Annotated in this window: 32 protein-coding genes; 22 read left to right on the top strand and 10 right to left on the bottom strand. The window is 70.8% G+C overall.

From position 1 onward, the window contains the following. Positions 1–92: 92 nt before the first annotated feature. From L2C96_RS24945 to L2C96_RS24910, 8 genes are all read left to right on the top strand, one after another. Positions 93–1,631: an FAD-dependent monooxygenase gene (locus L2C96_RS24945; RefSeq protein WP_237338014.1), complete on the top strand. Its 1,539-nt coding sequence runs from the start codon at positions 93–95 to the stop codon at positions 1,629–1,631. Beyond that, on the top strand, positions 1,628–3,346 hold the full coding sequence (locus tag L2C96_RS24940) for a (2,3-dihydroxybenzoyl)adenylate synthase (protein WP_237338013.1): 1,719 nt from the start codon (positions 1,628–1,630) through the stop codon (positions 3,344–3,346). The genes L2C96_RS24945 and L2C96_RS24940 overlap by 4 nt, the downstream gene beginning before the upstream one ends. Continuing rightward, the gene (locus L2C96_RS24935; protein WP_237338012.1) at positions 3,343–4,095 is read left to right on the top strand and encodes a maleate cis-trans isomerase family protein; all 753 of its coding nucleotides are present in this window, start codon (positions 3,343–3,345) and stop codon (positions 4,093–4,095) included. Before L2C96_RS24940 ends, L2C96_RS24935 begins: the two co-directional genes overlap by 4 nt. Positions 4,096–4,132: 37 nt before the next feature. Beyond that, a complete protein-coding gene (locus tag L2C96_RS24930) occupies positions 4,133–4,912 on the top strand; it encodes a TetR/AcrR family transcriptional regulator (protein ID WP_308191179.1) in 780 nt (259 codons plus the stop codon). Positions 4,913–5,113: 201 nt separating this feature from the next. Next, positions 5,114–5,755, top strand: coding sequence for a VOC family protein (locus L2C96_RS24925; protein ID WP_237338010.1), 642 nt, complete (start codon positions 5,114–5,116; stop codon positions 5,753–5,755). Further along, on the top strand, positions 5,752–6,000 hold the full coding sequence (locus L2C96_RS24920) for a hypothetical protein (protein WP_020416130.1): 249 nt from the start codon (positions 5,752–5,754) through the stop codon (positions 5,998–6,000). The genes L2C96_RS24925 and L2C96_RS24920 overlap by 4 nt, the downstream gene beginning before the upstream one ends. Then, the gene (locus L2C96_RS24915) at positions 5,997–7,244 is read left to right on the top strand and encodes an alpha/beta fold hydrolase (RefSeq protein ID WP_237338009.1); all 1,248 of its coding nucleotides are present in this window, start codon (positions 5,997–5,999) and stop codon (positions 7,242–7,244) included. Before L2C96_RS24920 ends, L2C96_RS24915 begins: the two co-directional genes overlap by 4 nt. 515 nt (positions 7,245–7,759) lie before the next feature. Continuing rightward, positions 7,760–7,993: a hypothetical protein gene (locus tag L2C96_RS24910; RefSeq protein WP_237338008.1), complete on the top strand. Its 234-nt coding sequence runs from the start codon at positions 7,760–7,762 to the stop codon at positions 7,991–7,993. Positions 7,994–7,999: 6 nt separating this feature from the next. On the opposite strand, the gene L2C96_RS24905 is transcribed toward L2C96_RS24910, so the two are convergent. From L2C96_RS24905 to L2C96_RS24895, 3 genes are all read right to left on the bottom strand, one after another. After that, entirely contained in the window at positions 8,000–8,452 is a 453-nt protein-coding gene (locus L2C96_RS24905) for a hypothetical protein (protein WP_237338007.1), read from the bottom strand. After that, positions 8,440–8,649 carry a type II toxin-antitoxin system HicA family toxin gene (locus L2C96_RS24900; protein ID WP_237338006.1) on the bottom strand — a complete coding sequence of 70 codons (210 nt, stop codon included), beginning with the start codon at positions 8,647–8,649 and terminating at the stop codon, positions 8,440–8,442. Before L2C96_RS24900 ends, L2C96_RS24905 begins: the two co-directional genes overlap by 13 nt. 801 nt (positions 8,650–9,450) lie before the next feature. Then, positions 9,451–10,068, bottom strand: a complete 618-nt coding sequence (locus tag L2C96_RS24895) for a TetR family transcriptional regulator (protein WP_237338005.1) — start codon at positions 10,066–10,068, stop codon at positions 9,451–9,453. Between the two features lie 157 nt (positions 10,069–10,225). Here L2C96_RS24895 and L2C96_RS24890 point away from each other — a divergent pair, with 157 nt between their 5' ends. Genes L2C96_RS24890 through L2C96_RS24880 form a run of 3 tightly spaced genes read left to right on the top strand, consistent with a single transcriptional unit; the run spans position 10,226 to position 13,597 of the window. Further along, positions 10,226–11,758, top strand: coding sequence for an acyl-CoA synthetase (locus L2C96_RS24890; RefSeq protein ID WP_237338004.1), 1,533 nt, complete (start codon positions 10,226–10,228; stop codon positions 11,756–11,758). Positions 11,759–11,796: 38 nt separating this feature from the next. Then, positions 11,797–12,789 (top strand): LLM class flavin-dependent oxidoreductase, encoded by a 993-nt coding sequence (locus L2C96_RS24885; protein WP_237338003.1) that lies wholly within the window; start codon positions 11,797–11,799, stop codon positions 12,787–12,789. Positions 12,790–12,841: 52 nt separating this feature from the next. Beyond that, entirely contained in the window at positions 12,842–13,597 is a 756-nt protein-coding gene (locus L2C96_RS24880; RefSeq protein ID WP_020416122.1) for an SDR family NAD(P)-dependent oxidoreductase, read from the top strand. A gap of 41 nt (positions 13,598–13,638) precedes the next feature. On the opposite strand, the gene L2C96_RS24875 is transcribed toward L2C96_RS24880, so the two are convergent. The 4 genes from L2C96_RS24875 to L2C96_RS24860 all read right to left on the bottom strand — a co-directional run bounded on the left by L2C96_RS24875 (position 13,639) and on the right by L2C96_RS24860 (position 17,340). Next, entirely contained in the window at positions 13,639–14,271 is a 633-nt protein-coding gene (locus tag L2C96_RS24875) for an SMI1/KNR4 family protein (RefSeq protein ID WP_237338002.1), read from the bottom strand. A gap of 1 nt (position 14,272) precedes the next feature. After that, entirely contained in the window at positions 14,273–15,775 is a 1,503-nt protein-coding gene (locus L2C96_RS24870; protein WP_237338001.1) for a NucA/NucB deoxyribonuclease domain-containing protein, read from the bottom strand. A gap of 303 nt (positions 15,776–16,078) precedes the next feature. Then, entirely contained in the window at positions 16,079–16,681 is a 603-nt protein-coding gene (locus L2C96_RS24865; protein ID WP_020416119.1) for a GNAT family N-acetyltransferase, read from the bottom strand. Next, the gene (locus L2C96_RS24860; RefSeq protein WP_235716035.1) at positions 16,678–17,340 is read right to left on the bottom strand and encodes a DUF5994 family protein; all 663 of its coding nucleotides are present in this window, start codon (positions 17,338–17,340) and stop codon (positions 16,678–16,680) included. Before L2C96_RS24860 ends, L2C96_RS24865 begins: the two co-directional genes overlap by 4 nt. Positions 17,341–17,419: 79 nt before the next feature. On the opposite strand from L2C96_RS24860, the gene L2C96_RS24855 reads away from it, so the two are divergent. The 8 genes from L2C96_RS24855 (at position 17,420) to L2C96_RS24820 (ending at position 21,984) form a co-directional block, all read left to right on the top strand. Next, the gene (locus tag L2C96_RS24855; RefSeq protein ID WP_020416117.1) at positions 17,420–17,878 is read left to right on the top strand and encodes an Asp23/Gls24 family envelope stress response protein; all 459 of its coding nucleotides are present in this window, start codon (positions 17,420–17,422) and stop codon (positions 17,876–17,878) included. Continuing rightward, on the top strand, positions 17,875–18,198 hold the full coding sequence (locus L2C96_RS24850; RefSeq protein ID WP_020416116.1) for a hypothetical protein: 324 nt from the start codon (positions 17,875–17,877) through the stop codon (positions 18,196–18,198). The genes L2C96_RS24855 and L2C96_RS24850 overlap by 4 nt, the downstream gene beginning before the upstream one ends. Beyond that, complete coding sequence (locus L2C96_RS24845) at positions 18,195–18,371, top strand: hypothetical protein (RefSeq protein ID WP_020416115.1); 177 nt, start codon at positions 18,195–18,197, stop codon at positions 18,369–18,371. Before L2C96_RS24850 ends, L2C96_RS24845 begins: the two co-directional genes overlap by 4 nt. Before the next feature lie 50 nt (positions 18,372–18,421). Then, positions 18,422–18,775 carry an Asp23/Gls24 family envelope stress response protein gene (locus L2C96_RS24840; protein WP_039791145.1) on the top strand — a complete coding sequence of 118 codons (354 nt, stop codon included), beginning with the start codon at positions 18,422–18,424 and terminating at the stop codon, positions 18,773–18,775. Further along, on the top strand, positions 18,772–19,308 hold the full coding sequence (locus L2C96_RS24835; RefSeq protein ID WP_027935556.1) for a DUF6286 domain-containing protein: 537 nt from the start codon (positions 18,772–18,774) through the stop codon (positions 19,306–19,308). Before L2C96_RS24840 ends, L2C96_RS24835 begins: the two co-directional genes overlap by 4 nt. Continuing rightward, entirely contained in the window at positions 19,305–19,877 is a 573-nt protein-coding gene (locus L2C96_RS24830; RefSeq protein WP_020416112.1) for an alkaline shock response membrane anchor protein AmaP, read from the top strand. Before L2C96_RS24835 ends, L2C96_RS24830 begins: the two co-directional genes overlap by 4 nt. Positions 19,878–19,991: 114 nt before the next feature. Continuing rightward, the gene (locus tag L2C96_RS24825) at positions 19,992–21,443 is read left to right on the top strand and encodes a B12-binding domain-containing radical SAM protein (RefSeq protein WP_237338000.1); all 1,452 of its coding nucleotides are present in this window, start codon (positions 19,992–19,994) and stop codon (positions 21,441–21,443) included. A gap of 292 nt (positions 21,444–21,735) precedes the next feature. Further along, complete coding sequence (locus L2C96_RS24820) at positions 21,736–21,984, top strand: LapA family protein (RefSeq protein ID WP_020416110.1); 249 nt, start codon at positions 21,736–21,738, stop codon at positions 21,982–21,984. 100 nt (positions 21,985–22,084) lie between these two features. Here L2C96_RS24820 and L2C96_RS24815 read toward each other — a convergent pair whose 3' ends face one another. The 3 genes from L2C96_RS24815 to L2C96_RS24805 form a co-directional block, all read right to left on the bottom strand. After that, on the bottom strand, positions 22,085–22,858 hold the full coding sequence (locus L2C96_RS24815) for an IclR family transcriptional regulator (RefSeq protein WP_237337999.1): 774 nt from the start codon (positions 22,856–22,858) through the stop codon (positions 22,085–22,087). Then, a complete protein-coding gene (locus tag L2C96_RS24810; protein WP_237337998.1) occupies positions 22,855–24,150 on the bottom strand; it encodes an MFS transporter in 1,296 nt (431 codons plus the stop codon). Before L2C96_RS24810 ends, L2C96_RS24815 begins: the two co-directional genes overlap by 4 nt. A gap of 331 nt (positions 24,151–24,481) precedes the next feature. Then, positions 24,482–24,991, bottom strand: a complete 510-nt coding sequence (locus L2C96_RS24805; protein WP_237337997.1) for a MarR family winged helix-turn-helix transcriptional regulator — start codon at positions 24,989–24,991, stop codon at positions 24,482–24,484. Positions 24,992–25,055: 64 nt separating this feature from the next. Here L2C96_RS24805 and L2C96_RS24800 point away from each other — a divergent pair, with 64 nt between their 5' ends. From L2C96_RS24800 to L2C96_RS24790, 3 genes are read left to right on the top strand one after another with little or no spacing between them, the layout of a single operon-like run. Further along, the gene (locus tag L2C96_RS24800; RefSeq protein WP_237337996.1) at positions 25,056–25,565 is read left to right on the top strand and encodes a cupin domain-containing protein; all 510 of its coding nucleotides are present in this window, start codon (positions 25,056–25,058) and stop codon (positions 25,563–25,565) included. Positions 25,566–25,577: 12 nt separating this feature from the next. Further along, positions 25,578–26,132: a dihydrofolate reductase family protein gene (locus L2C96_RS24795; protein ID WP_237337995.1), complete on the top strand. Its 555-nt coding sequence runs from the start codon at positions 25,578–25,580 to the stop codon at positions 26,130–26,132. A gap of 26 nt (positions 26,133–26,158) precedes the next feature. Beyond that, entirely contained in the window at positions 26,159–26,503 is a 345-nt protein-coding gene (locus L2C96_RS24790) for a DUF1801 domain-containing protein (protein ID WP_020416104.1), read from the top strand. The last annotated feature ends 43 nt before the right edge of the window (positions 26,504–26,546 follow it).

The raw sequence follows: 26,546 nt of genomic DNA, 5'->3' as shown, positions 1-26,546 counted from the left end.
AAGCTCGCCGTCGCTTGACTTGTCGTCGTGTACGTCGAATACTCTACGCCTAAGTCAACGAGCGGAAGTGCCGTCACAACCTGGAGGTCGGGATGCAAGTACGCCGCGCCGCGGTGCTCGGCGGGGGCCCGGGCGGTCTCTACGCCGCGCGTCTGCTGAAGCTGGCCCAGCCCTCGTGCGAGGTGGTCGTGCACGAGCAGGGCGAGCCCGACAAGACGTTCGGCTTCGGGGTGGGACTGGCGGCCGGCACCCAACGCAGGCTCGAGGCGGCCGACGCGGACACCCTGCGCGACATCCTGGCCGCCGGCCACCGGCACGACATGACGATGACCGTCCGGGACCGGAGCGCGCGGGTGCGCAACGACCGGCTGATCGGTATCGCCCGCACCGAACTGCTCGCCGTGCTCCGGCGGCACGCCGAGAAGGCGGGGGTGCGCATCGAATACGGCGCCCGGCGCGCGGCCGACGAGCTCGACGCGGACATCGTCGTCGCCGCCGACGGGGTCAGCAGCGCCACCCGGAGCACCGGCGGTTTCGGCGAGGACATCGAGGTCGGCCGCGGGCTCTACCTGTGGTGCGGCGCGGAGTTCGCGCTGCCGGACGCGATGTTCGCCCCGGTGGGCACGGAGCACGGCGTGTTCGTGACCCACGCCTATCCCTACTCGAGCGGCCACAGCACGTTCCTGATCGAAACCGACGAGGAGACGTGGCGGCGCGCCGGGTTCGACCGGTCCACGGACGCGACACCGCCCGACGCGTCGGACACCACCTCGTTGCGGTACCTGGAGCAGGTGTTCGCCACGCAGCTGCGCGGGCACTCGCTGATCGGCAACCGGACCCGCTGGACGCGGTTCCGCACCGTGCGGTGCAAGCGATGGTCGTCCGGGCGGGTCGTGTTGCTCGGGGACGCCGCGCACACCGCCCACTTCTCCATCGGCTCGGGCACCAAGCTCGCGATGGAGGACGCGATCGGACTGGTCGAAGCGCTGGCCGGCGAACCCGATGCGGCGGCGGCGTTCGCGCGCTACGAGGCGTCCCGCCGCCCGGACGTGGAGCGGATGCAGGAGCTGGCCCGGCGGAGCCAGCTGTGGTGGGAGTCGTTCCCGTCGCGGCTGCACATCCCGGTCGAGCGGCTGATGGTCGCCTACATGACCAGAGCGGGCAACGTCCCGCTCGACCGCTTCGCCGCCACCAGCCCGGAGGTCGTCGCCGCCGCGGCCGAGCAGTACGCGAACTCGGCACCCCCGGCCCGGGACCTCGTCGACTGGGTGCTGGACCAGCCCCTGCGGCACGGGGAGGCCGAGTTCCCGCGACGCGTTCTCCCGGCCGTTCCCGAGGGCCTGGCGCTCACGACGTTCGCCGACGCGGTCGCCGATCCCTGGGACGACGCCGGAGATGCCGTCGTCGCGCGGGCGCGTCAAGCTCGACGGGACGGGGCCGACGGTTTCCGGTTCGCCGGCCCCGCCGACCGGCTCGCCGTGCTGACCCGGCTCGATCTGGCCGAACGGGTCCGCACTGAAGCGGGCGGGCTGGTGGTCGTGGACGGTCCGCCGAGCTCGCGCGGCGACCTCGCGGCCGGCCTGATCAGCGGGCGGTGCGACCTGATCTCGTTCACCGAGGAGGCGGCATGAGGACAAGCCGGTGGGGCGAGCGGCTCGTCACCTACCCCGGGGACGTGGTGCGCCGGTACCGGGAGGCGGGCCTGTGGGGCACGGCCACGATCGCGGACGAGCTGCACGCGGTCGCGGTGGCCCATCCGGAGCGCGACGCGGTCGTCGCGCTCGACGGGCGGGTGACCTTCCGGGAACTGGACGAGCGCACCGACCTCCTCGCGGCGGGCCTGGCCGGGCTGGGCCTGGCGCCCGGTGATCCGGTGCTGTTCCAGGTCTCGAACCGGCTCGGGGCGATCCTCGCCTGGTACGGGGTGCTCAAGGCCGGGCTGGTTCCGGTGTGCACCCTGGCCGCGCACCGCGGCCACGAGATCGGCGAGATCAGCAGGCGGGTCGGCGCCGTCGCCCACCTGGTGGAGGCGGACAACCGCGGGTTCGACCTGGTCGGCTTCGCCGTCGAGCAGCAGCGCGACCACCCCACACTGCGTCACGTGCTGGTGCTGGGCGATTCCGCCGGCGCCGCGGGCGTCGCGATCGAGTCGCTCGGCGCCGGCGTCGATCCGCGGGCCGCCCGCGCGACGGTGGAGCAGATTCAGCGCGGCATCGATCCCGACGACGTCGCGGTCTTCCAGCTCTCCGGCGGCACCACCGGGGTGCCGAAGGTGATCCCGCGGCTGCACGCCGAATACTGGTACAACGCCCTGGCCTACGCGCGTTCCTGGGGCTGGAGCCCGGACACCCGGGTGGCCCACCTGATCCCCATCATCCACAACGCCGGCATCGTGTGCGCGGTCCACGGCCCGCACAGCGTCGGCGCGTGCCTGGTTCTCGGCACCGCCGACCCGGAGGTCTCGTTCCCGCTGATGGCGCAGGAGCGGGTCACGCACGTCCTGCTCGGGCACGGGCACTTCAAGGCGGCGGGCCTGCCCGGCTTCGCGGCGGCGACGAAATCGGTGACCCAGGTGGTGTTGTCCGGCACGAAGGTGCCGCCCGCGCTCTTCGACGGACTGGAACGCCGCGGCCTGTGGTCGGGGCAGCTGTTCGGCATGGGCGAAGGACTCTTCATCACCACGCGCCCGGGCGCTCCGCGCGAAGCCCGCGCGGAGACCGTCGGCACCCCACTGTCCCCAATGGACGAAGTCCGGATCCTCGAACCCGGCACCGAGACCGAAGTCCCGGACGGGGAGATCGGCGAACTCTGCTGCCGCGGCCCATACACCCTCCGCGGCTACTTCGACGCACCCCGGCACAACGCGACGGCGTTCACCTCCGATGGCTTCTACCGCACCGGGGACCTCGCCGTGATCCGGGAGATCGACGGGGAGCGGTACCTCACGATCGAAGGCCGGATCAAGGATCTGATCAACCGGGGCGGCGAGAAGATCAACGCCGAGGAGGTGGAGTCGTTGCTGCTCCGCCACCCCCGGATCACCGCCGCGGCCGTGGTCGCCATGCCGGACCCGCGCCTGGGCGAGCGCACGTGCGCCTACCTCGTCGTGCCGGGCGAGCCGCTCACCCTGCGCGACGTCCAGGACCACTTCGCCGCCCTGCAGGTCGCGAAGTTCAAGTGGCCCGAACGCATCGAGCTGATCGCCGAAATCCCCCGCACCCTGGTCGGGAAGATGGACAAGAAACGCCTGCACGCCGACATCGCCCGCAAGGTCGCCGCCGAACGCGCCGAGACCGGGCGGCCGCGCAGCACCGCCCCCGCAACCACCTCAGGAGGAAATCCGTGACCACCCACCGCATCGGGCTCGTCGTGCCCAGCTCCAACGTCACCGTGGAGACGGAGGTTCCCGCACTGCTCGGTCGTCACCCCGGCGCGCGGTTCTCCTTCCACTCCAGCCGGATGCGGATGCACAAGGTGTCCCCGGAGGAGCTGCGGGCGATGAACGCGCAACGCGAACGGTGCGTCGACGAACTGTCCGACGCGGGCGTGGACGCGGTGCTCTACGCCTGCCTCGTCGCGCTCATGGCGCAAGGGCACGGCGAGCACCGGCGCACCGAGGCCGCGGTGACCGAACAGTTCGCGAACGCCGGCCACCGGCCGGTGGTGCTGTCCAGCGCCGGCGCGCTCGTCGAAGGGCTCGCCGCCCTCGGCGCCCGCCGCATCGCCCTGGTCACCCCGTACCTGCGCCCGCTGGCCGAGCAGGTCGTGTCCTACCTGGAATCCGAGGGCCTCGAAGTGCTCGACTGGGCCGCGCTCGAAGTGGGGGACAACGCCGAGGTCGGCTGCATCCCGGGCGAGCGGGTGATGGCGGCCGCGCGCGGCCTGGACCTGTCCGGCGCCGACGCGCTCGTCATCTCCGCCTGCGTGCAGATGCCGTCGCTGGACCTGATCGGCCCCGCCGAGGCGGAGTTCGGGATCCCCGTCCTCTCCGCGGCCACGGCCGGTGCGTTCACCCTGTTGCGCCACCTCGGTTTGCCGACCGCGCTGCCCGGCGCGGGCCGCCTCCTGGCGGCGGAGCAGGCGGCGGCGCGATGAACCCGGCGCCCGGCCCGGCTCCCCTACAATGGCCGCCATGACCAGTGGTTCGCGGCGAACGCCCGCGCGGCGGAAGGCCGAGTCGTCATCCTCGCGGGCCCGGCGCGACGGCGCGGCGGACAGCGGCAAGCCGGCACGCGCCAGCACCGCCCGCCGCGAGCTCGTCGAGAACGAGATGTACGAACAGGCCACCCGGCTCTTCGCCGAGCGCGGGTTCGCCGGAACGAGCCTGCAGGACATCGCGGACGCGATCGGCATCACCCGTCCGGCCCTCTACTACTACGTCAAGAGCAAGGACGAACTGCTCGCCAAGCTGGTCACGGAAGTCACCGACGGCCCGATGAACGAGCTCAAGGAACTGGTCGCGCACACCGACCTCGACCCGGCAGGCCAGCTCCGCGCCCTGGTCGAGATCATCGTGCGCCGCCGTGCGACGCAGCCGGCGCGGTTCCGGCTGCTCATCCGCTCGGAGGCCGAGCTCCCGGACGAACTGACCGTGGCCTACGACGACAGCCGCCGCGCCGTGCTGAAGACGATCGCCGAGGTCGTCGAGGACGGGATCCGGGCCGGGCAGTTCCGGCCGGTCGACGCCCGCGTCGCCGCGCTGGGCGTGCTGGGCATGTGCAACTGGGTGGCCTGGTGGTTCCACCCCGATGGCCGCGACGACGTCGAGGCCGTGACCGAGCAGCTCGCCGAGATGGCGCTCGCCGCACTGCGGCGCCCCGACCACCACACCCTCGACGGCGAGGGGCCCGAGGCCGCGCTGAAGATGCTCCGCCAGGACCTCGACCACCTGGAACGCCTCCTCAAGGGCTGACTCCCGCGCGCGGCCGTCGCCGCTGTGACGGGTGCGCTCCGTCTTGCAATGCCGTTGGCCGGCCGGACGCTGCTCCGGCCGGCTTCGTCATGTCCGCGTCCCGCCTCTGTTCTTCGCATCAGTCAAACTGTTGACTCATTCGTCAACGGAGGCGTAACGTCGGTGCGGTAAGACGCATTCCACTCAGGCAGGAGGCTGGCCATGACGGAGCTGGACCATCGCGTGCGGGGGGTCGACCACGTCGCGTTCCCGACGTTCGACCCGGCCGCGACGGTGCGGTTCTACCGGGACGTCCTGGGCTTCCCGGTCGTGCATTCCATCTGCGCGGCGGGCTGGGGCCCGGAGGACCACCCGGACTTCATCCACTTCTTCTTCGACATCGGCAACGACGACCGCATCGCGTTCTTCTACTACTTCGGCACCGGCCACGAGATCGGCGGCGAGCCGGGCGCGAAGGGCGACGTCTACGCCCGGTTCGGCGCCGACGTGCCGGAGTTCTTCGTCCGGTCCCGCCACCTGGCGATCCACGTCGACGACGAGGAGGACCTGCTGGAGTACCGGCGGCGCCTGGACGCCAGCGACTGGCCGGTGGAGATGCAGATCCAGCACGAGACGATCGAGTCGATCTACACCCACGACCCGAACGGCTACATGTTCGAGATCACCCGCGCCATGCGGCCGGTGACGCCGCAGGAGGACCTGGACGCGAACCTCACCATCGACGCGTTGATCGACGTGGTGAGCGAGCCCGAGCCGACCTTCGGCAAGCTGCTGGCGCGCAAGGCGGAACTCATCGTCGAGCGGGCCGCGGACTGGGAACTCGCGCAGGAGAGCGGCCGATGACGACGCTCTACATCCTCGACGTCCCGGAGAACACGCCGGTGGCGAAGGTCGCCGCCGAGGACCCGGCGGTGACCGTCGGCCGGATCGGGCCCTACTTCGAGATCAGCGCGGCGGGCGCGATCGTGGTCGACCGCCGGGCCACCGGCTGCCGCCACGCGGTCTGGTACTCCGCCGTCGGCGGGGTCGCCCGTGACAGCCGCATCACCCAGCACGACAAGGACGCGCTGCGGGTGGAGCCGGCGTGACGGAAAGCGCTTCCCGGCTCGGCGCCGGCCGCTACCTGGCCGCGGGGGAGCGGCCGGCCTCGGCCGTCACCACCGTGCACGAGCTGACCACCACTGACGGCGCCACCGTGCGCGGCGTGCTGACCACGGTGCCCGGCGCACGCACCGTCGTGTGCCTCATGCACCCGCGCCAGGACGTCACCCACCACCCGCTCGTCCCGTTGCTGCTGGGCGCCGGGGCCGCGGTGTGGACCCAGCACACCCGCTCGGTCAACAACGACCTGACCCTGGTGCACGAGCAGGCGTTGCTGGACGTCGCCGCGGGGCTGGTCTTCCTGCGGGAGCGGGAGTTCGACTCGATCGTCCTACTTGGACACTCCGGCGGCGGCACGCTCTACGCGTTCTACCTGGAGCAGGCCGCACTCGCACCGGGCGCGCGTATCGCCACCACTCCCGGTGGCCGCCCCACCCGGCTCGCCGACGCGACCATGCCGCTCGCCGACGGCGTCGTCTTCCTCGCCCCGCACCCCGGGCAGGGCAGGCTCCTGCTGGCCTGCATCGACCCGTCGGTCGCCGACGAGTCCGACCCGCTGTCCGTCGTGCCCGAGCTCGACCCCTTCGACCCCGCCAACGGATTCGCCGAGCCGCCGGCCAGTTCCGCCTACGGGGAGGAGTTCCTCCAGCGGTACCGGGCGGCCCAGCGCGACCGCGTCGCGCGCATCGACGCGGTCGCCCGCCACCACCTGGCTCGTGCCGCCGAGGCGCGCGCCGCGTTCAAGGCCGGTGGCCGCGCCGTGGACCGCCGCCGCTCGCTGGCGCCCCGGATCATCACTGTGTACCGCACCGACGCTGACCCGCGCACCGTCGACCTCTCCCTCGATCCCAGCGAGCGCCCGTACGGCTCGCTGTTCGGCAAACGGCCCGATCTCATCAACTACGGCCAGGCCGGCTTCGGCAGGCTCACGACTCCGGAAGCGTGGCTGTCGACGTGGTCCGGGATCAGCTCCAACGCCGACTTCGTCCGGTGCGCGCCCGGGGTGACCGTCCCGACCCTGTTCATCGAGCTCACCGGCGACCAGGCCGCGTTCCCGGCCGATTCGCGCCGGATGATCGGAGCGCTCGGCGCGGCGGACCTGAGCACCGCTGTGGTGCGCGGCCTGCACTTCGGCGGCCCGATCGCCGAGGGCGAACCCACGGGCAACGAGCTGGCCGCCGCGGAGATCGCGAGCTGGCTGGGCAAGCGTTTCGAGCTCGCCCGGCGCTGACCCCGGTACGGCGACGCGCGGCAGCCTCGCGGCGAGACCGCCGCGGGGCTGCCTTCTATTGCTGATCGACCGCGGCCGGACCGCTGCTCGCGGCGTGGTCGGCGAGACGCCGGCGAGCGAGAGTGCCGATCCGGCTGGACCCGTAGCGTCCGCACCGTGGCCGAGCTGGGTGAACCCGCCTGGCTTCGGTCGGCTCCAGGCAGCGCGCTCAGGCGAACAGGCGCGGGAGCAGGGCGCGGGTCGGCGGGACGCCCGGCGGGCGAGAGTGCCGATCCGGTCAGACCCGCGGCCCACACCGTGACCGGGCTCGTGAACCCGCCCGGCCCGGCAGCCCCGGGCAGCGCGCCCGCTTCAACCCAGCGCGTGCGCTGGCCGAGGTGGACGCCAAGCGGCGCATCCTCGACGAGCACGAGCACGCAGAGAGGCGGCTACGCCGAAGGGCTCACGTTCGCAGTCAACGCACTCATGGCGATCCACGCCGATCACCCGGGCTACCCGCGAGGAGTGGCGCCCATGTGACACCCGAGCAGGTCAAGGAGTTGATCGCCGCGGCGAGCGTGAAGGACGGCGCGTTCGTCACTGGCGCCGTTCTCATCGTCCGCTCCAAGAACATGGACACCGGCGATTCCAGCATCCACATCGCCTCGACCGAGGACACCGACCACTTCACTAAGCTGGGCCTCCTGCAGGCCACCAGCGACATCGTCCGCCACGCCCCCTTCATCCGACAGGATGAGCGCGGTGACTGACGAAGATCAGCGGGTGCGCGCAGCCGCCTTCTTGACCCGAGTGGTCGAGCCGGCGACTGCGCCCTTGGGTGCCTGCCGACCGATGAGTTGGCTGACCCGTTGTGCGGACACATCGAGCAGTTTCGCGATCTCGCGTCCTGACAGTCCACCGCTGCGGAGCTTGCGGGCGACGTCGCGCTGGCGGGTTGCAGCTTCACGCTGAAGCCGTTCCGCTTCCCTGACCTGCTCGCGGGCCTTCTTCACCTGTTCGGCCAGTGCCGCATCCAGCTGGGGGACGACGTGCACGTCGAAGGAGCTCTCGTCGTCGATGTCGAGGGCGAGAGCGATGTACTCGCGGGCTGTGGCATCAGCCGCCGACAAGGTGCCGGTCTGGGTGACTCCGACACCGTCGATGTGGAGTTCCCAGCCTCGCGCCCAGCGCTTGGCGGTGACGTTGTAGGTCTTCGTCACTGCAACCATCCCTTCGGCAGGCAGGTGAGTTTGGCGACGGCGTCTCGGATGACGCCTGGGGAGACGACCCGGTGGTTTGGGATGATGACCTGGTGCTGGCCGCACGGGCACACCCACTTCTCGTGGCTGCCCTTCGTGGTCTTGTGGATGCAGTCCTGGTCAAGCAGTGCCCGCTTGACGTCCCGGTATCGCATCTCCTTGACCATGACGATAGTCTAGCCCCCCTTGATTTGCAACATCAAGGGGGGCTAGATGTATGGTAATCAGTATCGACGCAGCGTTCCACGGTAACGGTCGACAACGACCGACCGTCAAGTCCGGCGACCGCCACGGGAAAGAAGGAGTGAGCGTAACCGAACCGAGCACGTATGTCCGCTCGCAGGCCTCGAACTACTCCCGGGCAAGTCGTTGTTATCCGCTTTCGATGGAGCGACGCCCGGCGATGCAGCAGCCGTGATCACGTACTGAGGCAAGACTGGCTACATCCTGAACGTCGGCAACGACAAGGTGGCAATGGTCGTCAACTTCGGCCGTGCCACGTGCGCCACTGCCATACCTGTCAACGACTACGCGGACGGCGAGCACCCCCCAGCTCGCGCCGGCCACAGTCGACCAGGAATTTGTCGCGAAGGCGCGGGCCGCGATGAGCGCTCCACCGGAGTGACACGCCCATGGTCCACGCCTGATTGCGCACCACCTGCGCGAACACCCATCCTGTGTACACAAAGCGGTACTCGCCGAGCATCCGATCTGCCCGCTGTGCGGCGCGACTGGTCCAAGCACGCAGACCACCGGCCCTTGGGCCGTCACGAGCTGGTGCTCCGCGGACTCGATCCGAACGCCCCGAAGCACGGTCGAGGCCTGTGCGCTCGATGCCACTCGATCGAAACCGCGCAGCACCAGCCCGGCGGGTGGCACGCTGCCGGGTAACCAAATGGGCATCTCATTGGTCGCCAACCAACCATAGGGGTGGGGGTGACCCCTCCATCAGCCCCCTGTCGGACGGCTCAGGCGAACAGGCGTGGCAGCAGGTCGCGGGCCCCCGCGCGGAGGTCCTCCAGCGCGGTCTCCGAACCGGCCAGGTGCCGCAGCAGCGCCTGCTGGAACAGCCCGTCGAACAGGGCGTAGGCCTGCGAGGGGGAGCAGGCCGGCTCCATGCCGCCCAGGTCGGCGTACGCGCACACCACCCGCCAGATCATGTTCTGCAGGCTGCCGTCGATCTCCGCGACGTCGTCCCGGAACGCCTCCTCGAACATCGACTGCGTGCGCAGGTCGTACCAAAGCCGGTGCATCAGCGGCGCCTCGGCGAGCGTCGCGGCCAGCCCGTCCCCGCAGGCGGCGGCCAGGCCGTCGAGGGTGGACGCCTCGGCCAGCAGGTTCTCGTAGCGCTGCACGCACGACGTCTTGTAGCGCCGCACGCAGTAGGTGATCAGCTCGATCTTGTCCGCGAAGTAGTAGTGCAGCAGCCCGTGCGAGAACTCGGTGTTGTCGGCGATCGTGCGCAGGCTCGTCCGCGCGTACCCGAAGTCCGCCAGTGTCGCCAGCGCCGCGTCCGCCAGTTCTCGCCGACGGTCCTCGAACTTGTCGACGCGGGGTCGCCGCCGCGCGGCTGCTGAGCTGCTCACGCCACGACGATACCCATCGAGCGTTTTCTTAACCAACCGTCCAAAGAAATCTTGACAAGCGTCCAAAGATGAGAAACAGTCCTGGCAGGTCGCCGACGTGGTGGCCGTCACTTCCGATCCGCCCCTTCCCCGCGCCCCGCGACCGACGGAGACAACGGTGTCCCTGACCTTCTACCTGGACAAAGGCGCTTCCCTCGACCCGCACGCACCCTGCCTGACGCTCGACGGGAAGTCCCTGACCTACGGCGAGGTCGCCGGCCTGTCGCACGCCGTCGCCAGGGCACTGCGCCGCTCGGGCGTCGCGCCGGGGGACAAGGTCGGCATCCTCTCGGCCAACGATCCGACCGCCTTCGGCTGCGTGTTCGGCATCGCCCGGGCCGGCGCGGTGTGGTGCCCGATCAACCCGCGCAACGCGGCGGCGGAGAACGCGGAGCTGCTCGACCTGTTCGACTGCTCGGCGCTGATCTACCAGCCGGCCTTCGACGACCTGGTCGCCGCGATCGCGCCCAGCCTGCCGAAGCTGACCACGCTCGTCCGGCTGGGCGACGGCGACGACCTCGCCGCGGGCTTCGACACCTGGCTCGACGCCGCCCGCGACGACCCGTCAGCCGAAGCGGCGCCGCCCGGGGATGTCGTGGCGCTGGTCGGCACCGGCGGCACCACCGGACGCCCCAAGGGCGTGATGCTCACCGACCGCAACCTGGAGGCGATGTCGGCGATCACGCTGATGAGCTACCCGTTCGACGGCCGCCCGGTGTACCTGGCACTGGCGCCGCTGACCCACGCGGCCGGCGTCCTGTGCTTCCCGGTGCTCGCCCTCGGCGGCGAAGTCGTGATCATGGCCAAACCCGACGTCGGCCGGTTCCTCGACCTCATCGAGCGCCACCGCGTCACCCACACCTTCCTGCCGCCCACGCTGATCTACATGGTCCTCGGCCACCCGGCGCTCGACGGGACGGACCTGTCGTCGCTGCAGTGCTTCTGGTACGGCGCCGCGCCGATGTCCGCGGCCCGGCTCGCCGAAGCCCTCGACCGCATCGGGCCGATGGCGCAGCTGTTCGGCCAGTCCGAGGCCCCGATGATGATCTCGACGATGTCGCCCGCCGAGCACCGCAACGCCGACGGCACCATCAACACCGCCCGGCTGTCCTCCGCGGGCAGGCCGTCGCCGCTGGTCACCGTCGCGATCCTCGACCAGCACGGCGCGCCCGTGCCACGCGGCGAGCGGGGCGAGATCTGCGTCCGCGGCTCACTGGTGATGGCCGGCTACTACCGCAACCCGGACGCGACCGCGGAGGTCTCCGCCCACGGCTGGCACCACACCGGCGACATCGGCTACCTCGACGCGGACGGCTACCTGCACATCGTCGACCGCGCCAAGGACATGGTCATCACCGGCGGCTTCAACGTCTACTCCGCCGAGGTCGAGCAGGCGCTGATGGCCCACGACGCCGTGCGCGACTGCGCCGTGGTCGGCCTGCCCGACGAGAAGTGGGGCGAACGGGTCACCGCGGTGGTCCAGCTCCAGCCCGGCGCCGAGATCGACCTCGACGAGCTGACCGCGTTCGTCAAAGCCCGCATCGGCGGCGTCAAGGCGCCCAAGCAGATCGAGATCTGGCCCGATCTGCCCCGCTCGACCGTCGGCAAGGTCCTCAAGACCGAGATCCGTTCCCGGCTCAGCACCCGCTGAGGCGCCACCCGTTCACGCCGCTGCAAGGAGGCCGCATCGTGAAGCTCGCCCTGTACCTGCCCAACTTCCGCGAAAAGGTGACCGTTCAGGAACTCGAGGACCTCACCGCCCTCGCCGAGGACCTCGACTTCGACTCCGTCTGGACGCTGGACCGCATCGTCGTGCCCGAATCGTCGGACCGGCAGGAGATGCAGTACGCCTTCGGCATGATCGAGGGCTTTCCCAAGGGGCTGCCGGTGTCCTCGCGGGGGCAGTGGTTCCAGGGCATGCCGCTGATCCCGTGGCTCGCCGCGAAAACGTCGAAGGTCCGCATCGGCATGAGCGTCATCGACACGCCCTACCGCGCGCCGGGTGTGCTCGCCGCCGAGCTGGGCACCATCGACCACCTGTCGGGCGGCAGGCTCAACGTCGCGCTCGGCGCGGGCTGGATGCCCGAGGAGTTCGCCGCCTCCAGTGCCTCGCACATCTTCCCCAAGCGCAACAAGCACGTGCGCGAGACGATCGAGGTGATCCAGGGCATCTGGAACAACGAGGTCTTCGAGTACCACGGCGAGTTCGCCGACTTCGAGCCGTGCGGGTTCGGGGCCAAGCCGCTGCAGCAGCCGCACCCGCCGATCTACTTCAGCGGCCTGAAGGACCCCAAGCGCGCGGCGAGCCGCGTCGCCAAGTACGGCCTCGACGGCTGGATCGGCATCCAGGACTCGCCCGAGGACATCCAGCGGTGGCGCGGCGAGATCCAGCGCGAGCTGGACGAGCTCGACACCTCCCGCTCGATCGACGACCTCGAGATCAGCAGCATGATCTGGTTCGTCATCACCGACCAGGACATGGACCAGACCCCGATGGGCAAGGGCACCAACCTCCTGGCCGGCTCCGCCGCGCAGATCACCGACATGCTCAAGCGCTACCGGGAAGCCGGCCTGACGATGCCGATGCTATGGCCGCCGTTCGCGGACGTGCCGGTCGCCAAGACGCTGGACGACCTCAAGCGCCTCAAGGAGGAGATCATGCCGAAGGTCGAGGCCATGTAGCGACCGCGAACGTCCGAGAACCCCATCCCACAACGAAGTGAGAGGAACACACATGTCCGAACTGGACGGTAAGCGGGTCTTCGTCACCGGATCCGGTGCCGGGATCGGCAAGGCGATCGCGAAGCTGTTCACCGATCGCGGCGCGCGCGTCGTGGTCAGCGACATCGACGCCGACGCGGCCAAGCGGGCCGCCGACGAGATCGGCGCGGCGGGCGTCGCGAACTGCGACGTCACCGACGAAGCCCAGGTCCAGGCCGCGGTCCAGCAGGCGGTCGACCTCCTCGGCGGTCTCGACGTCCTGGTGAACAACGCCGGGATCGAGATCTCCTCGCCGCTGCTGCAGCAGTCGACGGAGAGCTTCGACAAGATCTACGCGGTCAACGTGCGCGGCCCGTTCGTCGCGATGAAGGCGGCGACCCCGCACCTGGTGGCGTCGAAGGGGAACGTCGTCAACATCGCCTCCATCGCCGGTATCGGCGGCAGCCCGCTGCTCGGCTCCTACTGCGCCACGAAAGCGGCGCTGATCCAGCTCACCCGGGTCGCGGCGGTGGAGATGCGGCCGACGGGCGTGCGGGTCAACGCGGTCTGCCCGGGCTTCGCCGACACCGCGATGGTGGAACGGCTGGTGCCGGACTTCGAGGCGGCGACGCAGATCCCCTTCGGCGACCTCGTCGCGATGAAGCAGGGCAGGCTCGGCACGCCCGAGGACATCGCCGAGGTGGCCGCGTTCCTCGCCTCCGACCGGGCGACGTGGATCACCGGCAGTCACTACGTCCTCGACGGCGGGCTCACCGCTTCGCTCGTCTGAGGCGAACCGGCCGGCGGGCCCTCGGGGGGTCCGCCGGCCGGCTATTCGAAGCTCAGCCGGACCGGGGTGCCGTCGGGCACGTCGTGGAGTTGCTGTGCGATCGGTCCCCGGATGCGCATGCAGGTGACCGCGTCCTTGACGACCAGGTTGTCGTCGTCGTACCCGCCGCCGAGGACGAAGAACCTCAGCGGGATCAGCCGTTCGTCGTAGCCGAGGGGGCCGTGGACGCGCTGCCAGCGGGTGGCGAAGGCGCGCGCGGCGTGCGCGTCGGCGTCGGCGGCGAGCCACTCGGTCCAGCCGAGCAAGGTGTCGCTGACGAACTCGCGCTGCCCGGTTTCCGGGTCGAAGGTGACGACCCGAGTGTTGTCCTCGATCGCGAACTGCACCCCGAACAGGTCCTGGCCGAAGCACAGCAGGCCGTCGGCGAGGCCGGCGTAGGTGTCCTTCCAGGTGCCCGGCGCGTTCCAGCGGAGCAGCTCGGGGCCGAGACCCTCCGGGCCGACGCGGAAGACCTGGACACCGGCGTTGGCGAGCGTGAACCCGTTGACCTGGCTGAGCAGGTCGGCGAGTTCGCCAACCGGTCCGTGGGCGGCGCCGAGGTCGGCGCGTACCGGGGCGCCGAGGGGGTGGCGGCCTGCCCGGAGCAGGCCGGCGAAGGCGGGATCGGTGCGCATGTCAGTCGGTCTCCCTGATCACGAAGGTGTCGCCGGGGTCCAGGTTCCTCGTCTGGCCGCCCATGGTCGAGCCGGCGGACCGGTTGTCGCCGCCCGGGATGAGTTTGACGCTCGGGTCCCAGTCCTCGTGCCGCCTGCCGCCCTCGACGCTCATCGCGGGCGGGAACTCGTCCCGGTCGTAGCCGGGGAGCCCGACGTCGCGGCCGTAGGGGATACCGCGCATCGCCTCGTTTCGGCGCGCCTCCTTTTCGGCGGCGTTCTTGTCGACCGTGAGCACTTCCGGGGTGGGGCGGCCCATCTCGTAGGTGTTGCCGGACCAGATCTGGCCTCGCTGGGATTCCCGGATGTGCTGCAGGCTTTCCTTGTGCCGGTCCCGGTCCAGGTACACCTCGACCGGCGGGTTCTTGCCGTCCAGTGCGGAGGCGGTGTGGTGCAGCTCGTTGCGCACTTGCGAGCTCGCGTTCAGCACGGCGTCGCCCGCGTGGTTGCCCAGGAAGTCCACCGCTTCCGGGGTGAGCGCCTTGCCGGCTGCTTCCAGTTGGTCGTTGCCGGTCAGGTCGGCGAGCCACTCGGTGGCGGCGTCGACCGCGCGGGCCGCGGTCTCGACACCGTCTTCGGCGACATCGTCCAATGTCCGCCCGGCCAGGCTGACGGCGTTGCCGATCGCGCGATACGTTTCTGCCTCCGGCACCTCGCCCTTGTTGCCGGCCGGGCCTGACCCGCCGGGCGTCTTCGGTGTCTTGCCCGGATTCGCGGCGCCGGTGACCGTGAGTTCGTCGCCCATCGCCGTGATGTTCGCCGCCGCCGCGGCGTACCGGTCCCGGTTCTGCTCGGCGGTCGTGGCGACGAGGTTGCGGGTGACGAGTTCGCTTTCCTCCGGCGACAGCAGGGTTTTGCCGAGCTGGTCGTCGAGGTCGGCGCGGGCCGTGTTGGCCGCCGTGTCCCGCCGGGCGCCGGCGATCTCGTCGCCGCTGGCCGCGGCGAAGCGGGCGAGAGACTGCGCTTCCTCGCCAGCGGCCTGCGCGTCCGCGGCCGATGCCTCGGCCCGTTCGCGCGCCGCCCCGGCCGGCTCGTCACGCCAGGCCTGTTCGGTCTGGCGGGCGAACCGGTGCGCTTCGTCCCGCGCCGCCTGCGTGTCCTTGCCTGCGCGGTCCCACGCCTCGCCGGCCTCGTAGACCCCGTCCGGCGGGGCCGGGGTCGGCGCTTGTGACTCGACTTCGCGGGTGAAGTCGCTCTGCGCTGACTCTGTGTTCGTGTCGCGCTGGGTGCCTTCCCGATCCGCGGGCTGCCGGTTGTCCTCGCGGGACTCGTTCGAGGTGTCGCCGGTGGCCGGCGCTTCCGGTTGCGCCTGACCGGAACGCTGTTCCCCGCCGGACTTCCCTTCGGCGGGTTTCTCACCGGCCGGCGTGTCTTGTGTGGACGGCGCCGGCTCCGACGACGGTTGCGGGGCGGCGCCGCCGGAGCTCGCCGGGGGAGTGCTGGTGCTCCCTGGTGCTTCGGCCATCCCCGACCCCCCTCGCTGCCGCCTGTTCGTGGCAAGCAGTCTCGGCGGGAATCGTGATTCCGGGGTGGTCGCTGACCTGTTCCGGCCACTCCGACACGCCCGGCCCTGCCGCCCCTCAGTTCGGCCGGGTGAGGTAAGCGCCTTGAGAGCGCACCGTGATCACGAACCCACGTCACGGAGGCTCTGGCCCTGGGGCGGCGCGCTGAACCGGCCGGACCGAGGCGCAACGGTCCTTGGCCGGTGAGCGCCCCCGTCCTGTCCTGTCGTACCGCGGCGCGCGCGACCGTCGGCGCGCTGTGCTCGTCAGGCAGGTGGTAGTTGCGCGTGGGGGGCGGCCTGGTCGAGGTCGGCGGAACGGAGGCGGAAGACTTGCAGGGTCAGCCCGAAGTACTTGCCGGTTTCGCCGACCCAGTGCATGCCGTTGCGGCGGACGGTGGCGGCGGCCCGGGTGTTGCCAGGGCGGACCACGGCGAACAGTTCGTCGACGTCGTGGCGGAAGGCCCAGCCGGCCAGTGCGTGGGTGGCTTCGGTGGCGTACCCGTGCCCCCACGCGTCGGGGTGGAGCTGCCAGCCGATCTCGAGGTCCTCGTTGCCGGGAGGCAGAGGCAGCAGGATCGCCCCGCCGATGATCTGGTTGTCGCTGCGACGCTGGATGGCCCAGCGCCCGGCCGGCAGGGCCGCCCGGGTGCTCTCGGCGATCCACTGCTGCAGCAGCAGGCGCATGGCCGCCAGATCGGGCACCTGGTCCATCGCCGGGCTGAGCCAGCGCGCAACCGCTGGGCTGCCGAACACGGCCACTGCCGCGGGTGCGTCCGAGACGTGCCAGCCCCGCAGGATCAGCCGCGGGGTGATGAGCGGCGGCCGGAGTTCGACCTGAGGAGGCTGGAGCTTGTCGCGGGTGGTCATCGGACCCGGCCGCCGTCGACTTCCCACCGTTCGGTGGCGCCATCGGAGAATTCCCCGCCGGCGGCACGACGTGGAGCGAGAAGCGTGTCGGGGCTGTCGGCGTTGTCTCGCCGCGCGGCCCGCATGAGAGTCTCGTGTGCGGTTGCCTCAGGCGCGTCGGGCGGCAGGATGAGCAGGGTCAGGCGCTGCCGGCCCTGACCGGCCACCGTGACGGTGCAGGGAGGTTGCGAACGGAACCCCTCCATCCGGACGGCACTGCCCTCGATCAGGAGACGACGGGGAACGGACGTCCACGTGGTCAGGTTGTAGGTGACGCGCTCAATGGTTCCCGGCCGGATCGCGAGGACCGCCAGTAGCGCCGGCAGTTCGGCGGCGAGGTCGCGGGACCGTGGCCACCAGGCGCCGTCGACGTAGCCGGCGACGGACCCCTTCGGCTTCAGGCGCAGACGCAGCGTGTGGTGCGACGGCTCGGCGGCCGCCGGGGGTGGGACGAGTGTGGTCGAGCTCGACATGACGCCGATGCTCCCGTCTCCGATCGTGACACGACCGGGAATTCCGCCGAGGACGACGCGGGCTTGGCCACCCGTGTACGAGATGCTCTCGGCAATTTCTATTTTACACCGATTCGGAATACCGCAGGCGAACACGTTTGCGCCCACCGCCACAGGCTATGCATCCGCAGAAGCCGAGCTCGCCGGGCGGGCCGGAATTCGCCGGTGACTTGAAGGAGCTCCTGAGATGACAACTCCAGCTACTCAGAACGCGTCCCCGAGCGGAGGCCAGGCCGGCGCGAGCCAGCTGGTCACCGAGCAAGGGACGACCACCATCGCCGACACGGTCGTGCAGAAGATCGCGGGGCTGGCGGCGAGTGAGATTTCGGGTGTGTACGCCCTCGGGGGTGGCGCCGCGCGGGCTTTCGGCGCCCTCCGCGAGCGAATTCCCGGAGCTTCGGCCAGTGCCGCGCAAGGCGTTTCGGTCGAGGTCGGGGAGCGGCAGACGGCCGTGGATCTCGAGCTGGTGGTGGAGTACGGCGTCTCGATCGTCGATCTCGCCCGCGCGGCCCGGCGCAACGTGATCGTCGCGATCGAGCGCATGACCGGGCTCGAGGTCGTCGAGGTCAACATCGCCGTGAACGATGTGCATCTCCCCGATGAGGAGACCGAGACCGAGGGCGGACAGTCCACCAGGTTGCAATGACCTCCGAGCTCGACGCCGACCTGATCGCTGCGGCGGTCCGGGCGGTGCCGGCCGTGGCCGACCTGGACAGTGGACGCTTCGGTGACATCGCGACCTACCTGCCCGGACGCCGGGTAACGGGGGTGCGAGTCCGTCCGGAGGAGATCACCATCGGCGTGGTCATCCGGTATCCGGCCATCGTCGGCGAGGTCGCCGCCGCTGTTCGTGCGGCGGTCGGAAAGGTCGACCGCCCGGTGCGGGTGGCGGTCATGGACATCGTGCTGCCGGTGACCGCACCGGCAGCGTTCGGCCGATTGGCAGTGAAGGAAGAACTCTCATGAACTTCACGGTTCTCGGGCTGTTGTCCGGCATCGTGCTGGGCCTCGCGGGCGCGTTCGGCGGTCTCAGCGCGTTCCTCATCGTGCTCGTCCTCGGCGCGCTGGGCCTGCTGGTCGGCCGGGTCGCCGACGGCAAGCTCGATCTGTCCCAGCTCACCGGCCGCGGCCGTCGTTGACCATGTCGGCGCTGGATTCGCGGGGGGCGACCGACCGCGACGAGCAGGAGATGAGCGAACGTGGCCGCACCGTCATCGCCGATCGCGTGGTCGAGCGGTTGGCCGCGTACGCGGTGACCGAGGTCGAAAGCGTCGGCGGTTCGGCTCGCCAGGTGCTCGGGGTGACCGTCGGCGCCGAGGACCAGGACCGTGCCGCCGGCGTGCAGGCCCGGGTGGACGGCGCTACCGCCGAACTGGACGTCCGTCTGTCGATCGCCTACCCGAAGCCGGTCGCGGCGACCTGCGAGCGGGTCCGGGCCCATCTGGTGCGGCGGGTCGGCGAGCTGACCGGGCTGGCCGTGTCGCGGGTCGACATCACCGTGACCGCCCTGCACGGACCGTCCGCCACAGGGAGGATCCGGTGATCCGCCGTCCCCGCCGCAGCCTGCCGGCAAGTCTGAGCGCCGTGGCACTTCTCGCGGCATCGGCGCTGGTCGCGACGTCGGCGATTCAGATGCTCGCCGGGCGGCAGCCGCTCATCAGCTACGACGCGGTAGCGGAAACGTTGCACACGACGCGGTGGGACAGCTGGGGGGCCCTGCTCGCCGGCGCGGTGGCCGCGGCCCTCGGGCTGGTGTTGCTGTTGGCGGCGGTCCTGCCGGGCTCGGCGACCGTCATTCCGCTCGACGACGACGGCAACGGGCTCGACGCCGGCGCCTCGCGCCGGGGGTTGCGCACCACACTGAGTGCGGCGGCCGCCGGGGTCGACGGCGTGAGCCGGGCCAGGCTCGCCGTTCGCCGCCGCCGCGTGACGGCGAACGTGCGCACCGACCGCGCGAGCGCCGAGGGCCTTGCCGACGCGGTGTACACGGCGCTCGAACGACGGATCGCGGAGATCTCACTGGCGGCGCCGCCGGCACTGCGGGTGCGGGTACGCAGCACGCGGAGCCAGAAATGAGCGCCCACAACCCGCCGGGGCGGCTCAACCGTGGCGTGCTCGCACTGCTCGGGCTGGTCTTGTTCGCGGCCGGCGGACTCACCCTGGCCACCCATTTCGGATGGCCGGGCTTGTTCGACCCGGCGAGTACGCTGGTCCCCGGCACGGGGCGGCCCCCTACCTGGGCGCTCTACCTCGTCGCCGCGGTCGCCGTCATCCTCGGGCTCCTGTGCCTCCGGTGGCTCGCGGCGCAACTGGTCCGCAAGCCACGCCGCGACATCTGGCGCCTGGAAAGCGACCCGGACCGGGGCCGCACCGAACTGGCCACGACCACCGCGGTCGAGCCCTTCGCCGACGAGATCGAAACGTACCCCGGGGTGCGGGCCGCCGACGCCTCCCTCACCGGGGCGCAGCACAACGCCACCCTCACGGTGGTGATCCACACCGAACAACAGGCGTCCCTCACCGCCATCCGGCACCGGGTGCGCACCGAGGCGCTGCCCAGGCTGCGTCAGGCGCTGGACCTGCAGGCCCTGCCCACCGCGGTCGAATTCCGCTTCACCGGCAAACCGACGTCGACGGTCCAGTGATCAGCCAGGGGAGCGGGCGATGTGCGCGAGGAGAACCGAGTGATGAGAGTGGGAATCCTGGACATCCTGGCTCCGCCGGCTCGGGGGCCGGCGGAGGTGGGCTATCGGCTGTTGATGACCAAGCAGTTCGCCGGCATCACCCCGCAGGCGATCTCGGTGTGGTGCCGTCGGCAGGGGCACGAGACGTTCTACGCCACCTACTACGGTCTGGGCGACCCGCACCGGCTGCTGCCCAGGGACCTGGACGTGGTGTTCATCGCCTGCTACACGCAGGTCAGCCACCTCGCCTACGCGCTGGCCAAGCTGTATCGGTGGGCCGGTGTGCGCACGGTGATCGGCGGCCCGCACGCCAAGGCGTTCCCGGTCGACTGCCTGAGCTTCTTCGACCTGGTCGTCGGTGAATGCGACGCCGAACTGATCTCCGGCATCCTCGCCGGCCAGTACGATCCGGGCAGTGTGATCTCGGCGGCCCGCCCGTTCGACGACGTGCCGACCGTGGCCGAGCGGATGCCGGAGATCCGTGCGTCGGCGTTCTTCTGGGGCCGCAAACCGTTGCTGCTGTCCGCCGTGCCCATGCTGGCCAGCATGGGCTGTCCCTATCACTGCGATTTCTGCATCGACTGGAACACCCGCTACCGGCTGCTGCCGCCCGAGCGGATGGCCGAAGACCTGCGGTATCTGGCCCGGCACCTGCCTGGCACCCTGATCGTGTTCCACGACCCGAACTTCGCGGTGACCTTCGACAGGGTCCTGGACGTGCTGCAGGCTCAGCCGCCGGGCGAGCGGCCGCCCTACATCATCGAGAGCTCGCTGACCGTGCTGCGCGGGAACCGGCCCAGGCGGCTCAAGGACACCAACTGCGTCATGGTCGCGCCGGGCGTGGAGTCCTGGACCGACTATTCGAACAAAGCCGGTGTGGGCCGCGAGGGTGGCGTGGCCAAGGTCGACCACGTGGCGGACCACTTCACCCGGCTCGCGGAGAACGTGCCCTACCTGCAGGCGAACTTCATGTTCGGGCTCGACACCGACCAGGGCGACGAACCGGTCGAGCTGACCGAACGATTCATGGACCGCACCCCGTTCGTCTGGCCCACGATCAACATCCCGATGCCTTTCGGCGGCACCCCGTTGCACGACCAGCTCACCGCCGATGGACGCATCCTCACCACGATGCCGTTCAGCTTCTACTACGCGCCGTACCTGGTCACCACCCTGCGTCACTACGATCCGATCACCTACTACACCAAGCTCACCGAGCTGTACGCCCACGCCGCATCGCCCGCCATGCTGCGCCGCCGACTGCGCTCGACGTCCCACCGCCTCATCCGCTACGTCCACCGTGCGCGTACCGCGGCCTTCCGCGGCGACATCGCCAGCTTCCGCCGGATCCTGGGCATGCTGCGCGACGATCCGCGGTTCCTGGCCTTCCACGAAGGACGCACCACGAGACTGCCGGACTACTACCGTCACTTGGGCGACCGCATGCTCGGCCGGTACGCCGAACTGCTGTCGCCCGCCGATCGGGTACCCGACCTCACGCAGACGCTCGTGCCCGGCAACGGGTGACACAGCCAGGCCGCCACTGGGCGCGTAGGATGAACACATCCGGCCACGACGACACCGCATTCTGTAGTGCCAGCCCGCACCGGGACTACAGATGAGGCACGTCATGTCGAACCTCTTGGACCGCGCTCGGCGCGCCCGCGCTCGCTACGGTACCGACGACACATCGGTTTCTCAGCCGGAGAAGCAGCACGACGCGGCACCACCCGCCCCGGTTGTCGCCGGCCCGGCGGCACCGCAGGCCGCCGCCGGTGAACCCGCACCGACGCCCGCGTCCCGGCCCCGGAAGACCCGCGTGGCGCGGACCAGGATCAGCGGCACCTGGGTCGCGGTGATCATCGCCGTGCTCGTCCTGGTCTTCCTGCTGATCTTCATCCTGCAGAACCCCACCCGGACCGAGCTGACGTTCCTCGGTGCTAGCGGGACCCTGCCGGCCGGCGTGGCCATGCTTCTCGCCGCCGTCGGCGGAGCCCTGCTGGTCGCCCTGATCGGCTCCGCGCGCATCCTCCAGCTCCGGCACACGGCACGCCGACGCCACCACTGACCGCAACCGCCGGGAAGGCGGGGCGTGAGTCAGCAGCCGTCGCGCCTCGGTGCAGCGCCCGCGGCCGCCGACCCGGTCAGGAATCGGATGCCGTTGTAGCTCACCCGGCCTGCCGCGCACCCGAGGGTTCCACCACCCGGGCGGGTGCGCCGGCCAGTCGCTGCGACAACGAGCGTGACGTGGCCGTCAGCAGGCGCGCCAGCTCCCTCGGCCGGGCGCCGGCCACCTGCACCACCACGCTGATCGCCGCGGCGACCTGGCCTGATGGGTCTCGCACGGGGGCGGCCACCACGAGGTCGTCCGGGGTGATCGTGCCCCGCGCGACCGCCACTCCGGACTGGCGGATGAACGCCAGCTGCCGCCGCAGCTCGCCGGGGTCCGTGATCGTGTAGCGGGTGAACCGCTCCAGCGGTGAGCGCAGCACCTCGGCCTGGAACGCCGGCTCCGCGTGCGCCAGCAGCACCAGCCCGGTGCCCGTCGCGTGCATCGGCCAGCGGTCGCCCACCCGGCTGTTCGTCGCGGCGGCCCTGGCGCGCAGGGTCTCCACGTACACGACCTCGCGGCCGTCCCGCACCGCCAGGTGCACGTTCCCGCGCGTCAGCGAGTGCAGATCGTCCAGGAAGGGGAACGCCGCCTCCCGCAACTGCAGCCCGCGTGGCGCCAGCGCGGCCAGCTCCAGCAACCGCAACCCCACCGAGTACCGGCCCGCCGGGTCCCGCTCCAGGCCACCCCACGACACCAGCTCGCCCGCCAGCCGGTGCGCAGTCGGCAACGTCAGCCCGGCCCGGCGCGCGATGTCGCTCAGCGACAGCGACCGGTGCCGCGGCCCGAACGCCGACAGCACGGCCAGCACCCGGCCCGCCGCGGTGGTCATCGCACGCTCCCGACGGCCTCGGGCGCCGTCGCGCGCGACGGCGCGGGCAGCACCAGCACCGCCACCAGGCTCACCGCGCACAACAGTCCCAAGTAGACGGCGATCGGCGTCGACGAGTGGTAGGCGCCGTACAGCCCCGTCGCGGCCAGCGGCGTCACCGCGCCACCCACCAGACCGCCCATCTGGTAGGCGATCGAGGCCCCGCTGAACCGCATCCGCACCGGGAAGATCTCGGTGAACAACGCGCCCTGCGCCCCGGCCATGATCGCCTGCACGATCCCGGCGACCATGAACGCCAGCAGCGCCGCGCCGACACTTCCGGTGTCCACGAGCAGGAACAGCGGCCACGCCCACACCACCGCGAAAGCGGCGCCGACCGCGTACACCGGCTTGCTACCCCAGCGGTCCGCGCACCGCGCCGCCACGTAGATCCCCGCGATCCACAGCACCGTCGACGCCAGGATCAACGTGAGCAGCGTGCTGCGCCCGAACCCGGCGGCCTGCGTGCCGTAGCTGAGCATGTAGACCATCACCGTGTAGCCCACCGCGGGCGGCGCGATCGCGGCCAGGCTCGCCAGCAGCAGCGTGCCCGGCCGTTCCCGCAGCAGCGTCGCCGCGGGCACCCGGCTGACCTGCCGCTTCTCGCGCACCCGCTGGAACTCCGGGCTCTCGGTCAGCGTGCGCCGCACCAGCATCCCGACCACCAGCAGCGCGACGCTCACCAGGAACGGGATCCGCCAGCCCCAGGTGGCGAACCCGTCGCCGGTGGTCTCCACGACCAGCAGGAACACCAGGTTCGAGGTCAGCACCCCGATCGGCACGCCGAACTGCGCGAAGCTGCCGTACACCGCCCGCTGCCGCGGCGTGGCGTGCTCGGTGGCGACCAGCACCGCGCCGCCCCACTCGCCGCCGACGCCGAATCCCTGCACCAGCCGCAGGAACACCAGCAGGATCGGCGCGGCCACCCCGATCGCGGCGTAGGTCGGCAGCAGGCCGATCAGGAACGTGGCCAGCCCGGCGAGCATCAGCGTCAGCACGAGCATCGACTTGCGGCCGATGCGGTCGCCGAAGTGCCCGATCACCGCGCCGCCGAGCGGGCGCGCGATGAAGCCGACCGCGAACGTGCCGAACGCCGCGAGCGTGCCGGCCACCGGGGAGAACGACGGGAAGAACAGCGATCCGAACACCAGCGCCGACGCGCTGCCGAAGACGTAGTAGTCGTACCACTCGATCGACGTCCCGACGCAGCTGGCCAGCAGGATCGAGGCCCTGCTGGGTGTCGAACCGGCCATGCGGCAGCCACCCACCTTCGACTCTGGAGGAAACGGGTGCCTCCAGTAAAGGAGCGCGGCAGCCGCACGTCGTCGGCCCCTTGCCGTGCGCCGCCCGCGACGGATGTCGCATCGACCCGGCTCTAGGCGTCCAGAGCGGCGCAGCCGCGCGGCGGGCCGTCAGCGTGCGCCGCCGCAGACGTGCGTCCGATCCGACAGCGCGGGCGGCTCTTGGCCAGGACCGCGCCGCCGTGCCGAGGGCGCCGCCGGACGCGGCGCGACCGTGGTGTGGTGGTGGGCCGCCTCAGGTTCCGTGGCCTGCACCGGCCCGCAGGCACCGCCGGCACATGCTCTAACCGTCCAGAGCGCGCAGCAGGATCCGCAGCAGGTCGTCGAGCGCGCCGAGTTGCGTCCCGTCGAGCGCGGACAGCAGCCGGGTCACGTTGGCGGTGTGCGCTGTCATCGCCTCGTCCACCGTGGCGAAGCCCTTGTCGGTCAGCCGGACGCGGAAGCTGCGCCGGTCCGCGGGATCGAGCGTGCGCTCGACGAGCCCCGCCGCCTCCAGCCGGTCCAGCCGGCTCGTCATGCCGGCCCGGGTCAGCATCAGCGTCGCGGAGAGCTGGGACGGCGTGAGCGTGTACGGATCGCCCGACCGGCGCAGCGTCGCGAGGACGTCGAACTCGCCCCGCTGCAGCCCGAACGTCGTGAACACCTTCTCCTGCGCCGGCGCGAGGAGGAGCCCCACCCGCCCCAGCCTGCCCGCGACGGCGATCGCGTCGAGGTCCAGGTCCGGTCGTTCCCGCTGCCACGCCTCGATCACGGCGTCGACCGCGTCGGGTTGCTGTGCCTTCGTGTCACTCACGCCTCCAGTCTATTCGACGAAAGATAGTTTGACAGCTTACTATCAGCTGTGTGACTATACGGACATGAGCACACCACCACTCGCCACCGGAGAGGTCCCGCCCCTCCTGGTGCCGCGCAACGAGGCGGAGGTCCTGGGAACGGGGCCGGACACGGTCGCCATGCTCGCCGACGTGTCGTCGACCGGTGGCTTCCTGAGCGCCACCCGCACGACGCTGGGGGAGGGCCAGGACGGCGCCCCGCCGCACTACCACCGCACCTCCGCGGAGACGTTCTTCGTCCTCGGCGGGGTCCTGCAGGTGCTGGTCGGCGACGAGATCGTCACGGCGCGCGAAGGCGACCTGTTGTTCGTGCCGCCGGGCACCGTCCACGCCTTCGGCGCGGCGCCGGGGTCCGGCGCGGACCTGCTGATCGTGTTCACCCCCGGCGTGGAGCGGTTCGGGTACTTCCGGCTCCTCGACCAGCTCCGCACCGGCGCCGCCGGACCGGAAACCGTCCTCGGCGCGCAAGAGCGCTACGACAACCACTTCGTCGACAGCACCACCTGGCGGAACGCCCGCCAGTCCGGCCGATAAGGAGACAAACCCATGCGCAAGATCATCACCTCCACCTACGCCACCCTCGACGGCTTCATCGACAACCCGCACGAGTGGTCGCTGCAGTACTCGAACGAGGAAGCGCAGGCCTACGCGTTCGCGATGACCACGGCCGCCGACGCGCTGCTGCTCGGACGCGTCACCTACGAAGGCATGGCGCAGGCGTGGCCCCAGATGGGCGGCAACCCTTACGCCGACCACGTCAACAGCATCACCAAGTACGTGGTGGCGTCCCAGCCGGTCGACACGTCCGCCTGGAACCCCACCGTCGTCATCCCCGGGGCCGACCTCGTCGCCCGGGTCGCGGAGCTGAAGGAGCAGGACGGCGCCGACATTCTGATCTGGGGCACCGGCCGCCTGACCGATACCCTCGCGGCGGCAGGCCTGCTCGACGAGTACCGGATCTGGGTGTGCCCGGTCGTCAAGGGCAAAGGCGAGCCGCTGTTCCGCGAGGAGAGCGCCATGACCCTCGACCTGCTCGACACGACGGTGTTCGGCACCGGCGCCGTCGTCCACACCTACCGGCCGGCCACGGCCAAGTCCTGACAACGACCACCACGGAGGAGAACGTCGTGCACAACGAAGTCACCGACTACATCGCCAAGACGCTGCCCTGGCAGGCGGAGGTCTGCACCAAGCTGCGCTCGATGGTCCACGCCACCATCCCGGACGCCGAAGAGGCGCTGCAGTACGGCAAACCGCACTTCCTGAAGAACGGCAAGCACGCCGCGGTGATCCACGTGGCCCGCAACAAGGTGTCGTTCATGGTGTTCGAGGCGGGGGACATCGAGCCCGTCAAGGGAGTCCTGAGAGCCCTGGGCAACGGCGACCGCAAGGCCGCCGACATCACCGAGGGGCAGGACGTCGACTACGACCTGCTCGCCGGTGTCCTCGCCAAGACCAGCAGCAAGCTCTGACCCCCCCGCCGGGGTGCTCCCGTCCGCGTCGGCGGGAGCACCC

This window comes from Amycolatopsis tucumanensis, assembly GCF_021654135.1.
GTDB classification, from domain to species: domain Bacteria; phylum Actinomycetota; class Actinomycetes; order Mycobacteriales; family Pseudonocardiaceae; genus Amycolatopsis_E; species Amycolatopsis_E tucumanensis.
This window is presented reverse-complemented; position numbering and strand designations above follow the sequence as displayed.

Bases quoted from the DNA above. Each gene is read 5' to 3' on its own strand.
- L2C96_RS24945 (WP_237338014.1), top strand. From the start codon at position 93: ATGCAAGTACGCCGCGCCGCGGTGCTCGGCGGGGGCCCGGGCGGTCTC.
- L2C96_RS24940 (WP_237338013.1), top strand. From the start codon at position 1,628: ATGAGGACAAGCCGGTGGGGCGAGCGGCTCGTCACCTACCCCGGGGAC.
- L2C96_RS24930 (WP_308191179.1), top strand. From the start codon at position 4,133: ATGACCAGTGGTTCGCGGCGAACGCCCGCGCGGCGGAAGGCCGAGTCG.
- L2C96_RS24925 (WP_237338010.1), top strand. From the start codon at position 5,114: ATGACGGAGCTGGACCATCGCGTGCGGGGGGTCGACCACGTCGCGTTC.
- L2C96_RS24920 (WP_020416130.1), top strand. From the start codon at position 5,752: ATGACGACGCTCTACATCCTCGACGTCCCGGAGAACACGCCGGTGGCG.
- L2C96_RS24905 (WP_237338007.1), bottom strand. From the start codon at position 8,452: ATGGTTGCAGTGACGAAGACCTACAACGTCACCGCCAAGCGCTGGGCG.
- L2C96_RS24900 (WP_237338006.1), bottom strand. From the start codon at position 8,649: ATGGTCAAGGAGATGCGATACCGGGACGTCAAGCGGGCACTGCTTGAC.
- L2C96_RS24880 (WP_020416122.1), top strand. From the start codon at position 12,842: ATGTCCGAACTGGACGGTAAGCGGGTCTTCGTCACCGGATCCGGTGCC.
- L2C96_RS24875 (WP_237338002.1), bottom strand. From the start codon at position 14,271: ATGCGCACCGATCCCGCCTTCGCCGGCCTGCTCCGGGCAGGCCGCCAC.
- L2C96_RS24870 (WP_237338001.1), bottom strand. From the start codon at position 15,775: ATGGCCGAAGCACCAGGGAGCACCAGCACTCCCCCGGCGAGCTCCGGC.
- L2C96_RS24865 (WP_020416119.1), bottom strand. From the start codon at position 16,681: ATGACCACCCGCGACAAGCTCCAGCCTCCTCAGGTCGAACTCCGGCCG.
- L2C96_RS24855 (WP_020416117.1), top strand. From the start codon at position 17,420: ATGACAACTCCAGCTACTCAGAACGCGTCCCCGAGCGGAGGCCAGGCC.
- L2C96_RS24850 (WP_020416116.1), top strand. From the start codon at position 17,875: ATGACCTCCGAGCTCGACGCCGACCTGATCGCTGCGGCGGTCCGGGCG.
- L2C96_RS24845 (WP_020416115.1), top strand. From the start codon at position 18,195: ATGAACTTCACGGTTCTCGGGCTGTTGTCCGGCATCGTGCTGGGCCTC.
- L2C96_RS24840 (WP_039791145.1), top strand. From the start codon at position 18,422: ATGAGCGAACGTGGCCGCACCGTCATCGCCGATCGCGTGGTCGAGCGG.
- L2C96_RS24830 (WP_020416112.1), top strand. From the start codon at position 19,305: ATGAGCGCCCACAACCCGCCGGGGCGGCTCAACCGTGGCGTGCTCGCA.
- L2C96_RS24825 (WP_237338000.1), top strand. From the start codon at position 19,992: ATGACCAAGCAGTTCGCCGGCATCACCCCGCAGGCGATCTCGGTGTGG.
- L2C96_RS24815 (WP_237337999.1), bottom strand. From the start codon at position 22,858: ATGACCACCGCGGCGGGCCGGGTGCTGGCCGTGCTGTCGGCGTTCGGG.
- L2C96_RS24810 (WP_237337998.1), bottom strand. From the start codon at position 24,150: ATGGCCGGTTCGACACCCAGCAGGGCCTCGATCCTGCTGGCCAGCTGC.
- L2C96_RS24800 (WP_237337996.1), top strand. From the start codon at position 25,056: ATGAGCACACCACCACTCGCCACCGGAGAGGTCCCGCCCCTCCTGGTG.
- L2C96_RS24795 (WP_237337995.1), top strand. From the start codon at position 25,578: ATGCGCAAGATCATCACCTCCACCTACGCCACCCTCGACGGCTTCATC.